The organism is Pseudomonas sp. CGJS7 (assembly GCF_036961695.1).
The window spans coordinates 1-13,050 of sequence record NZ_JBAMDI010000057.1; the positions used below are offsets into that span (position 1 = coordinate 1).

The following is a 13,050-nucleotide window of genomic DNA, read 5'->3' on the forward strand; positions in this document are numbered from 1 at the left end:
CGTGTCCTGGCAGGTGTCGGCCCATACCCAGCCCATGCTCTGGCCAGACAGGTAGCGCTCACGGCGGTGGTAGTCCTCCAGCCCTTGGTAGCGCAGCTCCTTGTAGAGGCCCGCGCCGACGTGCTCATGAATGACCAGCTTTTCGCCCAGAGGGCCTTTCATGAACACGTAGACATAGCCTGGGCGCACAGCGCGGAGGGTGTAGGCCGAGTGCTGCAGCGGGGCGAAGCCTTGTTCCAGGTTGAAGCCTGCATCGGCATAGCGGCAGGCGGGGGCGTCGCCGGTGCGGGGTACGATGGCGTAGCGCACTGGCAGGATGGGCACACGTGCGCTGCAGGCAGGGCCGGAGGTGGCGCTGCTGACGGAGGCGTTAGTCATGGGCAGGCTCCTTGCTTTCGACCAGTGCCTGGAGCTCGCGAAGGCGGGCCTGGGGCGACTCTTCGAGGTTGGTGTAGATTTTTCCCGCCTTGTCATTGCTCATCAGCCACATGTGCCCGGCTATCAGCCGAATGAATTGGCCCGCAACTTCCTCGCTCCGGAAATTGAGGGCTGTCAGTTGCGGCAGGAGTGTTTCTATCCATAGGCGTATGTCCGCCAAGGTATGGTTGGCATGGGGCGGCATGGCCAAGACCTCATGTGCCAATGAGAGGACAAAGTGCTCGTGCATGCCTGCTTGCAGCCGATCAAGTTCAAGCTGCTGGAGGGTCAAAGGCAGTTCTGATTTTGAGCGGGCAGCAATCGGCTTGTTTTCGTGTGTTTTCCACTCATGAGCCGGCCCCCAGTTGACTCGCCATGCCAACCGAGACACCGGGCCAAGCCAGGCCTTGCGGTGGTCGTCGTCCAGCGCATTCAGCCAGGCTGCAAGATGGTCCGGTGTGACATGGTGAGTGGCAACGCTGTGGTCAGGGAGCACGACCTGCACCAGGCTGGTGAAGTGGTCTGCCAGTGCTGCCAGGCCAACCTCGGCATCCAGCGCGATGGCGCCACCGATAGGCATCCAGGTCGTGATTGCATGGGCAAGCAGCTCGTGAGCGTCTGCAACGTCCACCAGCAAAGGCCCAAACTCATGACGGTCATCCAGGGCGCTGTTCTTCCATAACCATGCCTTTTGAGTATTTCGGCTGACAGCGTTTATAAGGTCGAGTACCGATGGGGCATAAGCAGGAACCAGTTCACCCTCCTGCGGGATGGGCCGATAGGCCCAGTACTCGATTGCCCTGGTCATGAGCAGCAGAAAGCGGCAGTTATGAGCGAAGTCTTCGCTGCGCGGAGCAGCTGATGACGGTGTAGTCATTGGACTGGCCCTCGGATACAGCGGCAATCGGGCAGGAGGCAGGTACCATCAGGGCGGCGCCCACACAAGCGCTCCAGAGGCTTGCCGGTGTTCGGGGCACTGCTGATGGAAAAGGGGCTTGTCGTCCCATTTGCCGACTTGAGCATCTGGCCGGTGATGCGAATCGTCGGGCTGTCCAGGGTGATGCCTGTTTCGTCGATTCGAATGGAGCCCCCAGGGCCTTGGATGACCACGGCTTCCGATGCTCGAAGTTCATAACGGCGAGTACGTCTGCGGATATCCCCACGGGCTTCCAGCTCGGCATGCCCTTCGACCCGTTGCTCGAAGTTGCCACCGATACGGGAGTGGTGATTGGCGGCGATCTGGTCGTGACGGTGATTGCCGATGTTTTCGACACGGTCCTTGGCGATCCTGATCGTGTGGTTTCTACCGATGTCGAGCGCGGCGTCCTGCCCAATGGTGATGCGCTCGTCATTGCCAACCGTTTCCATACGGTCGTGGCCGATCAGGATCGATTCGTCGTTATCGACCTGCTCTTTGCGGTCATTGCCGACCTGCGTAGTCTCATCGTGCTTGACCACATTGTTCTGGTCCCTCTGGGCATGAATGAACACTTCCTCCTGGCCCAATTCGTCCTCGAAGCGCAGCTCGTTGAAGCCATCGCCCTTGTGGGTCTGGCTCTTGATGGTCATGCGGGTCTTGTGGCGGGGAAGGTCGTAGGGTGGCAGCTGGTTACCGCAGTAAGTACGGCCGGTGATCATCGGCTGGTCGGGGTCGCCGTTGACGTAGTGGATGATCACGTCCTGGCCAATCCGTGGGATGGCCATCGAGCCCCAGCTGCCGCCGGCCCAGCCTTGGGATACGCGTACCCAGCAGGAGCTGAACGCGTTGTCCTGGCTTTCTCTGTCCCAGGGGAAGCTGACCTTGACCCGGCCCCATTCGTCGCAGTAGATCTCTTCACCGGGCGGCCCCACCACGGTGGCCATGTGCGGGCCGTCAACGCGTGGTTTGGGCAACGGAGCTGGGCGCCACTCGGTTCTGCCTGGCACCAGTACCGCCTTTTGCTCGTAACGTGTGCCCTGGTCGGCCCCGGCAGCTTCTTCCTGCAGGCTGGTGAACTGGCTGCCTTCGTGGCGAACCGTGCTGACCCGCCAATGCACATTCAGGTCTTCGCGCGGGTGGCCGGTCAGGGTGAAGCTCAGGCCTGGTTGCAGGCGCACATCGTCGCCTTGCACTTGGGCAATACGCACGTCATGGCGCAAGCCGGTGATGCGGTTTTCGGTGAACGGCTTGCCAACGGCGTCGCGTTTGTAACGGCCGGGGTAGTCGAAGCACTCATAGTCCGTGGACTGGTGCTCAAGATAGGGGCCCGAGGCCCTGTGTTCCTGACGATAGGCCGGGTGGGTGAAGGTGTAGTCGCGTTGAACCTGCCGTGCAGTACGCACTTGTTCGCTGTAGCGCAAGCGCCGTAGGCACGCTTGAGGCTGGTCGCCGCCGTGGTTGGAATGGTACAGCACGGTGTCCGGGGCTGACGGTTCACGCTCACGGTAGAAGCCTTCGGCGTCGTCCTCGTGTTTGATGACACCGTGACTTATCAGACCGAGTGACTGCAGTCTGTCGGTGATGATCAGCTTATGGCGTTTTTCGTTGTGCTCGAAGCGGTAGACAAAGCCTTCTTCGGCCGCGAGGCGGGCGATGAAGTCGAGGTCGGTTTCGCCGGCTTGTACGCAGAATTCGCGCACCTGGTGGTCCATGCTGGCGCGCAGTTCGTACTGGTCAATGCCCTGGCGCTTGAGCATCAGCTCGAGAATTTGCGGAACGGTCTTGTGCTGGAAGATGCGCCAGTTCGAGCGCAGGTTGGCCCGTGCCAGTTGGGGCTCGACCAGCGCGTGGTAGTAGGTGCGGTAGAAGCCGCTTTCAGCCTGGCTGAAACGGCTGACAAGGCCGTGCACGTACCGTACCGGGCGTTCGCCCTCCAGGATGGTGAAGAGCACGGGCTTGTCGAGCAAATGGCCGAAGTCGATGTCGTTTTCGAAGCTGATCAGTTTCAGCTCCAGTTCAAAGGGTGCGCTGATGCCCTCTCGGAGTTCGAACGACACCACCTCGAATTCAGCTTTGCCAACGAGTGCCTCAAAGCTGTAGCGCAAGTCAGATTGGCTAGGCATAAAAGATCCTTGTCCGCCGTCTGAATCAACACAAAGCCTGGGCGGGCATGGCCTGCCCAGGGCATTTGCACAGGTCAGGCGGCAGGTGCGCGCCAGTCGTCAGAGCCTTCGGTATTGGCTACATCGTGAGCCCACGTGATCTTTCGATACGCCAGCGATACTTCAACCAGTTGGGTGTAGTTTTCATTGTCTTTGTCGAGTGCGTGGGGAAGCACGGTATTGATGCTGACGATGGTGGCGTCTTCGAGCGTGGTGGTGAAAAAATGCTCTTGTTTGCCTTCCGACGAGGTGCGATACCAGCTGACCTCGACCGTTGGCAGCATTTCGCCGTTGGCAAGTGCCTGATACATCAGGGGTGTAGCTTTATTCAGCGAGCTGGTGAATATGAAAGGCTTATGCACGCGCTGGCCACTCGGTTGACCGCTCTGGGGGTCAGTGGGCGTAGTCACCTCATGCTTGATTTCCTGAACCAGAATTTGATCTTCATGGCCTTGTTGGAACACGTTGCCGACGGATTCAGCGGTAAATGCATTTTCGGTGATGTTGCCTTGGGTCTGGCCTATGATCTTGATATAAGCAGGTGTTGGCATGGCAGTTTCTCCTACATCCATATGGATAAATCACGCCACCACGGGCGGCGTGGCCATCAGGAACGATGGGCTTGTCAACGAGGCAGGTACCTCGTCAATTCAATGAATCAGCTGCGCCGTGGATCGACGCGCTACTGCTGCAAAATGCCGTTGAGCGACTCCAGCACCTCGGTGGTAATCAGGTGCAGGCGATAGCTGTAGATGCTGTAAGCCACCGCCATGGCGATGGCGGAAATCACCAAGGGGCTCCACCAGGGCCATTGCCGGCTCATGCGGAAGTTGCGTGGGGCCACATTGGTGTAGGGGTCGCAGACTTCTTCGGGGGTGGGGCCGCGCAGTTCGCGGATGATCCCGTGCAGTTGGTGAATCAGTGCGTTGAGTGTTTCTTCGCCTTTCGGCGCGAGCGCGTACTTGCCCTTCAGCCCAAGGCACAGGGCGTAGTACATGAACTCAAGTACGTCCTGATAACGCTTGGGCTCCTGCATCAGGCGGGTGATCACCGTGAAGATTTTTTCCCCACCCCAGGTCTCGTCGTGGAAGATGCTGAGCAGCGGCTCCTGACTCCAGCAGCTGCTCTTGCCCCAGGGCCGCTCCATTACGGCCTCGTCTATGAACAGGCACAGACCGTAGGAGTACGCCAGCAACTGAGCGGGTTCGTAACCGTGCTGGCGCATTTCTTCCTGAATGTTGTCGATCTGGCTGCGTACTTGCTGGTGCACGTCCTGGATGTTCGGCAGCTCGTCCAGCGTACGCAGGCGTATGACCAAGCCGAACAACGGTGATGCGGCATCCAGCATCAGGTTGGCGAAGCCGCCCCGCAGCTGAAATTCCGGGTCAGCGGGGTAGCCTTCGGAAACGGGCTCTGGCTCAGGTTTGTCCGTGGATACTTGCGCATTGGTTGCCGCAGCCCGGGGGGCGGGTACTGGCTGTTCAAGGGTTGAATCAAGCGCGTTGACTGCAGCGTTGTTTTCATCGGTGGGCGTATTGTTGTCTTTTCCCATGTCACTCACTCCTGATCGCCCAGAACTGCAGTTCAAGCCCTGGGAAGTCGCCCGCAATGTGGATGCCGAAGCCATTCGCCTTGCTCATGCACGCCCAGGCCGGGTCTCGTCGGTCCAGCTCGAAGTAGCTGAAGCCCGCATGGAAGGGCAGGTCGCGGGGCGCCACGGGTAATGGCAACAAAGGGATGCCCGGCAATTGCAGCGGCACCAGGTCATTCAGTGACTCAAGTGAGGTGATCTTGGCTTTCTGGATGAACATCTGGCGCAACGCCTGTGGTGGCAGGTCGGCGCGCACGGCGAGGATGAATTCGGCTTCGTCGATCAGCCGGCGATCTTCCAGCGTGGTCGTCATCACGCCGAATTGTTCGCTCTCCAGCGGCAGTGAAACAGCGCGCGGCCGCAAGACGGTGCTCAGAGACCGGCGCAAGGTGTCTTCCAGCGGTTTGAAGGAGGTGCGCAGTGCGGTGTGGTGATAGGCGGGGTACTCCTGCGGCAGCCGGTTCTGGTCGGTGAAGGTGACGAATTCGCCGCAGGCCTGGCTCATGCACAGGTACAGCTGCTCGGGGTGCGTTTGCGCTTGCCTGGCCAGATGCTGGAAGCATGGCCACCAACGGTTCATGGCCTGCAGCAGGTTGAAGTCGCGAATGTCGGCGATCCCGGACTGGCCCGAGGCACCAATCCGCGTGGCGAGGCCGCGCGCCCGCTCGCGCAAGGTATGGGTGATTTCTTCAAGAAACCGCTGCAGCGCTGGCACCGCCCGCACCGAAACGCTGGTGGGGTAGAACGCTTCGTCCAGTTGCAGGCTGCCGTCGGGGCGCCGTTCCAGAATACGTGCCAGGGCCAGGCGGGTGTAGGCGCTGCTGTCTTCGGTCTTGCGTTTGAGCTGCAGGTTGGGCACCGCAAGGTCTACCTGCACCAGGTCACCGTCAGCGGTGTGGGTATCCTTGATTTCCTGTGCCTGGGCGGTATAGCGGAAATTGGCTGCATTGTCGGGCCAGCTCACTTCGCGGCCGCCATCGGTACGCAGCGGCAGGCACAGATACACCTCACTGTCTTGGCACGCGTCGTCGCCGATTTCCAGCGGCGGCGGTGGCGGAAGGTCGGCGGGAATGTCGAACACCGTGCCGTCCGGCATCACACCTCGCGCCCGGGTGATGGCGACTTTGCCCAGGCTCAGGTATTCGTCGTTCAACTGAAGTTCGCTGAAGCCGTAGAAGGCTGCATTGAGGCTGGCGAGGCGCTGGTGCAGGGCTGCTTCGCTGGCCCTTGTCGCCTGCTGGAAATGCTGTGGTTTGACGAACAGGCCTTCGGGCCAGAGAACGGGATTGCGTGAACTCATGGGCGCTCCGTGTCAGCGTGAGTAAGCAGGAAGGGCAAAGGGTGTTGAGGTGCCATCAGTCTTCTTCCTTGAGCACGATGTGCGTGTCGTTGACCAACACCGACAGCATGATCTGGCGGCCACGCGGCGGAATGCGCAGTACTTGCCGCCAACTGGCGTTTTCATGGCCTCGGTAGTCGGCAATAACCGCGACGAAGCGGGTTTCGGCGTGGATGGGTTCGAACGGGATGTACTTGAACTGGCCAGGGCGCAGCAGGTAGTCGTCACTACGGATATAGGTACTGCGCAGCGCCTTGGCCGGGTCCTGCTCCAGTAGCTGGTACACGGTGTTGCGCAGCAGTGAGTCGTCGCGCAGTTGCAGGATCGTGATGGCAATGGGCGTGGCGACCAGCGCTGAGGCAACGCTTGTGGTGCGCGGCAAGGTCAACGCCACCTGAGGGTCGTCGTAGCTGCCGGGGCCGCTTTCTTCCAGGGGCGAGCGAGCCGGGTCGCTTTCGTCTCCTTCGTCCAGCTCGACGGGGGACATGGCCGGGAATTGCGCTTGCAGGTATTCGAACAGAACCCCGATTTTTTCGGTCAACGCATAGGGGTCGCCAGCACTCAGGGTCACAGCGTAGGGGCTGGGCTCCAGGGCGCGATCCTGATCGGCTGCGACGTCAAGGCTGTCCGGATTGCCGTTGAGGGTAGGGCTGGCATTGATGCTGAATGCGACCTCGGTCGGGTGATCCTTGGGCGGCCCGATGGGCAACGAGTGGTCCATGGCCACCTGGCTCATTCTGCTCAAAGAGGTGCAGCCGGCGGGGCCGACCAGCGCAAGCAGCAGGGGGGCGAGCAGAAGTGGATGAGGCTTCATGGGTATGCTCCGGCAATCAGGCGCTGCAGCGGGTTTTCTCGGAGTGCCCCTTCACCGTCTGCTGCGTCCAGCGCTGCCAGAGGGTCGTTCCCCATGGCTGCTTTGAAGACCGAGCAGATCTCGACGGCTGGTTGGGGGGCAGAAGGCTGTGCCGGCCAAGCGGGTGCAGGCGCTTCGGCTATCAGGCGGTCGAGCACCCTCGGGTCCGGGTTGAACAGGTCCTCCAGCGAGCGTGTGCAGGCCTGATCCTGGGAGTACTGAACCTGTAGGCGATAGGCACCAATGAGAAGCTGGTCACCCTCAACCAGGCGCCTGGGTGGAAGCGGCCCCAGGCTGTTGGCACTGCCATTGACGTAGGTGCGGTGGCAGTGGTCGATCACACAGAAGCTGCCCTCGATCCAGCGGATTTCGCAGTGGATGGGCGCAACGGCCTGATCGCGGTCATTGATTCGCCAGTTTGCTCGCCCGCTGCCGATGGTGCCGCCCTTGCAGTCGAACAGGTGCCGAGCAGTAACGCCGTGCTGCAGTTGGTCGAGGTTGGTGATGCTCAAGGTGACTGTGCTCATGAGCGCCCCCGGAAGCGTACAACCGGGCTGATCTGGCCATGCCGGTCGTCGACGAAGCTGGTCCAGCCCAGATAGGCACCCTGGCTGCGGTGCAAGCAGAAGGGTGACAACGCGCTCTGCTTGAGGCGCAGCTCCAGGTCATAGGCCAGCCCGTCACGCAGCAGAAAGTCGATCAGTGCGCGCAAACGGCCGAAGTTGATGCCGCTGGGCAGCAAGTCCCGCAGCTGCTTCTGGTCGAGTTCGCTGATCACGATGGTGAACTTGCTGCTGCGGGTGCGCGTGCGGCTGCCAATCATGAACGTGCTGCCCAGCTGGCCGTTGGTCCGCCCCAGGCTTGCAAGCTGCCTGGACGGCGTGACGACTGATCGCGTCTCGAACTCGCGGATGTGCACCTGCTTGAGGTCGAAGCAGTGCGCAATGATGCCGGCCACAGTGCCCGGCGCACGGCTGCGGCTGGCGATTACGCCGGCAAAACTGAGCAGGCGGCTCCAGGGCAGCGCCGTGTCCCCTCGCAACTGCTTGTCGTTAAGCCCCAGCAGGGCAAACATGTACTGCGAGAACCCGTCACTGGCACCTGGCTGGAAGCGGATGTAATAGCGGTACTTGCGCCAGATACGGTGCAACAGGCTGAGCAGGTAGTGGTTGAAGAAGTCGAAGAAGGCCGGCCGTACACCGATGCCATGCGCATGTTCATACGCCACCTGTTCCAGATAATAGGTGGGCAATGGCGAATCGGTGCCGTGCAACCCCAGGAACGTGGCAACGACGCGGTAGCGCTCGTCCTCAGCGGGCATTCGCTGGGCTTTGTACACGTCCGATACAGGGAAGGTCAGCCGTGGGTCGCAGGCCAGGCGCATGCGCAACCGGGTGGCCTCGTCCGGCCAACGCGGTTCCAGGTTATCGCCATGCAGCCCGTGCAACCGCTCCAGCAACTGGAAGAAGTTGTACTGGTGCGCTTTGCAGAGCAGCTTGTCGGCTAGATCAGCGGTTGCTTGCCGGTCTGTATTGGCCATGTGTAGTGCTCGTTATTGGTGGTGTTGATCACTTCCAGCTGGTGGAAGGAATTGATGCTGGCGTACAGCGCGAAGAAGTGCGCGAGCACACAGCTGAACAGGTACAAGTCGCCTTCGCAGAGGAAGGCGGTCTGGTCCAGTTTCAGCCGGGTGTGCAGGCCGCGAATGGGTTGCCCCTTGATCAGCCAATCCATGGGCTGCGTATGAATGTCGCGCATACCTTCCAGGCGTTTACGGGTGGTGCGAGCCTGCTGGATGTCGTGCAGGGCCATGAAGTCATAGGCCCGGATCACCGCTTTCAGCGGCTCTACCGAGAGCATGGACAGGTAGTTGAGCGACATGTTGGAGATCAACGCCCACTGCAACTGGCCGTCCAGCACCGGGCGACAGGGGCGGGTGGGGGTACAGAGATTGGTGTAGGTGGCCAGCGGCGGCGTAAGTTCGCTCAGGACGTTGATGTCATCCACGCCTAGCGCCAGCGGTAGGTCCCGATTGGTGCAGGTGAGGTCGATGGACGCGGTTTCCAGCTCGCCTATGTAGCTGTTGGCGTCGGCGCGGACGAAGGCGATTTGATGCATGACGCCATTGCCGTGCAGGCACTCTTCCAGCTGGCAGCGGTAATACAGCGCCGTGCGCCCCTGGACGTGCTCGATTTCATGGGCGAATGACTCGAAGGGACGGAAGGTCCGAAGGTGCTCACCGGTGTTACCGTCAGTCGTCGTTCGGGTGCTGATCACCTGGTCGACACTGAAGATTTCGTAGCCGTGCGGCGCTGTGCCCTTGGGCTTCAGTGGAACCATGGCGTCCTTGCCGGACAGGTCGATGGGCTCGGCGCTGTGCTGGAACAGGTTGACCGCAGGTGCGCAGAACAGGTTGAAATCTGCTTTGCCGACACGCAGCGAGTCGGGTAGCTGGCGCGTGAAGTGAAATTCGAGGTTTACCTGCTGGCTGCCATGAGCTGGCCAGATTTTTTCCAGCCCGGTAACGCTGAAAAAGTGAAAACGTTGAGGGAACGCGAAGTATTCCTGCAGGATGCGGTAGCCATCAAAGACGTTCTGTGGATAAGGCAGCAAGGCGTCGTTGGGGCTGAACCCTGGGAATGCGATGCTGTTTGCCGGCAGCCGACGAACCTCGCCATTGATGGTCACGCTGACATGCTTGAGGTATTGAGAAACCCACAGGTAAAGCGTGCGAGCGGTTCGGGCATCGCCGCTGAGGTAAAAGTCGAGGCCGGTACAGCCCAGGCTGTTCAACGGCCGCTCGACCAGTGATTGAAGGCCGATGCAGATCACAGAACTGTCGGATGTCTGGGTGGCTGCGACCGTGTCGATCTCGAACGGATGAATGTTGACCGCTGTACAGGTGCGGAACTCGCAGGCCACGCCGTCTACCGGTTTCGAGAACAGCCGCGACCCCTTTGGGATGCGCTGTGACTGGCTGAGGGATTGCCTCACCGGGCTGAACTTGATGATCGTCGCGCTGGGCATCGGCCGCAGGTAGTTCGGCCACAGCAACTGCAGCATGGGATGGGTCAGCTCTGGCAAGTCGTCTTCCAGCTTCAGCCGTAGCTTGGCTGTCAGGAACGCAAAGGCTTCCATCAGGCGTTCGACATCGGGGTCGCTGGCGCCTTTGCCAAGCAACTGCGCGAGTTGTGGGTTGTCCTTGGCAAAGTCGTTCCCCAGTTCGTGCAGGTAACGCAGTTCTTCGCTGAAACTGTCTCTCAGTGACATCGGTCACCTCACGCGCGTGTAGCGGTTGTGCCCATCGACCAGCAGCTCGAGTTGCAGCTGCTCTGCGTGGTTGTTGACCTGTACCAGGCAATCCAGCCTGAAATGCAGCTCCAGCGGGGCATGGGTATCGGGCACTGCGTTGAGCGTGCGTACCTGTATGCGCGGCTCGAAGCGCTGGAGGGTGCGGCGGATATCCGCGCTCACCTGCACAAGCAAGTCGCCGTTGCTCACGTCATGCCCATTGAAGTCGCGCAGGCCCAGCTCAGGGCTGCTCTGGGAGCACCCCTGGCGGGCATTCAGCAGCGTTTCGAGGTGGCGCTTGATGGCGGCGAACTTGTGGGAAGCGCTCTCGCGTCGGGAGGCCTCCCGGCGGGTGCACTGGTCCACCATCAGGCGATCAAAAAGACCACTCATTGCGTATCGAGCCGCCCGACCAGAGAAATCTCGAAGTTCGCGCCCATGTACTTGAAGTGCGGGCGTACGGCGAGCGAAACCTGGTACCAGCCCGGGTCACCCGCAACATCCGAGACCTCAATACGGGCGGCACGCAGCGGCCGGCGGCTGCGAACGTCGGCAGACGGGTTCTCCTGGTCGGCGACGTACTGCTTGATCCATTTGTTCAGCTCGGACTCAAGGTCACGGCGCTCTTTCCAACTGCCGATCTGCTCGCGCTGCAGCACCTTGATGTAGTGGGCGAGCCGGTTGACGATGAACAGGTAGGGCAACTGGGTACCCAGCTTGTAGTTGGTCTGTGCCTGAAGCCCCTCAGGGGTTTTCGGGAAGTGCTTGGGCTTTTGTACCGAGTTGGCGGAGAAGAACGCGGCGTTGTCGCTGTCTTTGCGCATGGTCAGGGCGATGAAGCCCTCTTCGGCCAGTTCGAATTCCTTGCGGTCGGATATCAGCACCTCGGTAGGGATCTTGGCCTGCAACTGGCCCAGGGATTCGTACAGGTGGACCGGCAAGTCTTCGACGGCACCGCCCGATTGGGGGCCGATGATGTTCGGGCACCAGCGGTAGCGGGCGAAGCTGTCGTTGATGCAACTGGCTAACAGAAAAGCAGAATTGCCCCACAGGTAGTTGTCGTGCTGCCCGGCGATGTCTTCGTTGTAGTTGAAGCTCTCGATCGGTTGTTCCTGCGGGTGGTAAGCGGAGCGAAGCATGAAGCGCGGCCCGGTCAGGGCGACGTGGCGGGCGTCTTCGCTTTCACGAAAAGCGCGCCACTTGGCATGCCGAGGGCCGGCGAAGAGGTCTTTTATTTCCTTGAGGTTAGGCAGCTCCTCGAAGCTGTTCAAATTGAAGAATTCGGGGGCAGGTGCAGCAAGAAAAGGGGCATGGGACATGGCGCCAACGGAGGCCATGTAACTTAGCAACTTGATGTCAGGGGAAGAGGGGCCGAAGTTGTAGTTGCCTACCATTGCCGCAACCGGCTCTCCCCCGAATTGGCCATAACCCGCGGTGTATACATGCTTGTAGATACCGCTGCAGGTAATGTCGGCAGCATTTTCGAAGTCGTCGAGCAGGTCCTCTTTAGTGACATGCAAGACTTCAAGCTTGATGTTCTCCCTGAAGTCCGTGCGGTCGACCAGAAGTTTCAGGCTGCGCCACGATGATTCAAGCTGCTGGAACTCAGGCTGATGCAGTATGGCATCCATCTGTTTGCCGAGCATTCGGTCGATTTCGGCAATCATCTGGTCGGCTCGGTGTTTGTTGATCAGTTGATCCGGGTCATTGCTCTTGAGGATTTCGGCGATGAAGGCAGATACGCCCTGCCTGGCAATCTGGTAGCCCTCCTGAGCAGGCACCAGCTTGGTTTCTGCCATGATCTGGTCGAGCAAGGTGGCATTGCTCAATGTGTCGGCCGTTGCGTCTGTGGTGATGGCGGTGCTGCTTGGCTTGGGCATGTGGACGCTCCATTGTCTCAATCTTGTTCTGGCGCCTCGAGCACCAGGTCCAGTTCTTGGGCGAGCTGCTTACGCGCCTGCTCGTTGTTAAGCAGGTGCTGCAATTGCTTGCGGAAGGCCGGGACGTTACCCAGCGGGCCTTTCAGGGCGACCAGTGCTTCGCGCAGCGCCAGCAGCTTGTTCAGCTCGGGCACCTGGCGCGCGATCCGGTCCGGCCCGAAATCGTTGATGGACCTGAACTGCAGGTAGACGGCCAGCTCGGTATCCGGGGCGGTGCCAAGCCTGGACGGTACCGTTACGTCCAGGCTCACGTTGGCGTCGTTCAACACGCTGTTGAATGTATGTTTATCGATGCGCATGACCTGACGGTCCTCAAGCGCACGGTTGTCATCCAGGCCGAAGTCGCCCAGCACCAGCATCTTGTGCGGCAGCTCCACCTCAGCCTGCTCATCGCTGGTAGCGGGGACATACTTGATATTGACGCGTTCTTTCGGCGCAACGGATCCCGTATTGTTAGACATCGGTACGCAACTCCCTGTTGGGCTGTAGGATGTTCAGGTGCTAGTTGTGTTTATTGTTGTCTCGGTCTTGTAGGAAG

At 60.4% G+C, this 13,050-nt stretch carries 13 protein-coding genes; all 13 read right to left on the bottom strand.

What is annotated here, in order from left to right:
- A partial coding sequence (locus tag V7787_RS28535) for a toxin VasX (protein ID WP_336090740.1) occupies positions 1-378 on the bottom strand: 378 nt, incomplete at its 3' end.
- Complete coding sequence (locus V7787_RS28540) at positions 371-1,294, bottom strand: DUF4123 domain-containing protein (protein ID WP_336090742.1); 924 nt, start codon at positions 1,292-1,294, stop codon at positions 371-373. The genes V7787_RS28535 and V7787_RS28540, both read right to left, overlap by 8 nt.
- Complete coding sequence (locus V7787_RS28545) at positions 1,291-3,459, bottom strand: type VI secretion system Vgr family protein (RefSeq protein WP_064491554.1); 2,169 nt, start codon at positions 3,457-3,459, stop codon at positions 1,291-1,293. The genes V7787_RS28540 and V7787_RS28545 overlap by 4 nt, the downstream gene beginning before the upstream one ends.
- Before the next feature lie 74 nt (positions 3,460-3,533).
- Positions 3,534-4,049 (bottom strand): Hcp family type VI secretion system effector, encoded by a 516-nt coding sequence (locus tag V7787_RS28550; protein ID WP_064491555.1) that lies wholly within the window; start codon positions 4,047-4,049, stop codon positions 3,534-3,536.
- A gap of 131 nt (positions 4,050-4,180) precedes the next feature.
- Positions 4,181-5,050: a type IVB secretion system protein IcmH/DotU gene (gene icmH, locus V7787_RS28555; RefSeq protein ID WP_336090746.1), complete on the bottom strand. Its 870-nt coding sequence runs from the start codon at positions 5,048-5,050 to the stop codon at positions 4,181-4,183.
- 1 nt (position 5,051) lies between these two features.
- On the bottom strand, positions 5,052-6,389 hold the full coding sequence (gene tssK, locus V7787_RS28560; protein WP_336090748.1) for a type VI secretion system baseplate subunit TssK: 1,338 nt from the start codon (positions 6,387-6,389) through the stop codon (positions 5,052-5,054).
- A gap of 55 nt (positions 6,390-6,444) precedes the next feature.
- Positions 6,445-7,242, bottom strand: coding sequence for a type VI secretion system lipoprotein TssJ (gene tssJ, locus V7787_RS28565; protein WP_064491557.1), 798 nt, complete (start codon positions 7,240-7,242; stop codon positions 6,445-6,447).
- Entirely contained in the window at positions 7,239-7,808 is a 570-nt protein-coding gene (locus V7787_RS28570; protein ID WP_064491558.1) for an FHA domain-containing protein, read from the bottom strand. The genes tssJ and V7787_RS28570 overlap by 4 nt, the downstream gene beginning before the upstream one ends.
- Positions 7,805-8,821, bottom strand: coding sequence for a type VI secretion system baseplate subunit TssG (gene tssG, locus V7787_RS28575; RefSeq protein ID WP_104887432.1), 1,017 nt, complete (start codon positions 8,819-8,821; stop codon positions 7,805-7,807). Before tssG ends, V7787_RS28570 begins: the two co-directional genes overlap by 4 nt.
- A complete protein-coding gene (tssF, locus tag V7787_RS28580) occupies positions 8,785-10,551 on the bottom strand; it encodes a type VI secretion system baseplate subunit TssF (protein WP_336090750.1) in 1,767 nt (588 codons plus the stop codon). The genes tssG and tssF overlap by 37 nt, the downstream gene beginning before the upstream one ends.
- Positions 10,552-10,554: 3 nt before the next feature.
- Positions 10,555-10,965, bottom strand: coding sequence for a type VI secretion system baseplate subunit TssE (gene tssE / locus V7787_RS28585; RefSeq protein WP_010953542.1), 411 nt, complete (start codon positions 10,963-10,965; stop codon positions 10,555-10,557).
- A complete protein-coding gene (tssC, locus tag V7787_RS28590; RefSeq protein WP_064491562.1) occupies positions 10,962-12,452 on the bottom strand; it encodes a type VI secretion system contractile sheath large subunit in 1,491 nt (496 codons plus the stop codon). The genes tssE and tssC overlap by 4 nt, the downstream gene beginning before the upstream one ends.
- Before the next feature lie 17 nt (positions 12,453-12,469).
- Entirely contained in the window at positions 12,470-12,973 is a 504-nt protein-coding gene (tssB, locus tag V7787_RS28595) for a type VI secretion system contractile sheath small subunit (RefSeq protein WP_064491563.1), read from the bottom strand.
- Between the last annotated feature and the right edge of the window lie 77 nt (positions 12,974-13,050).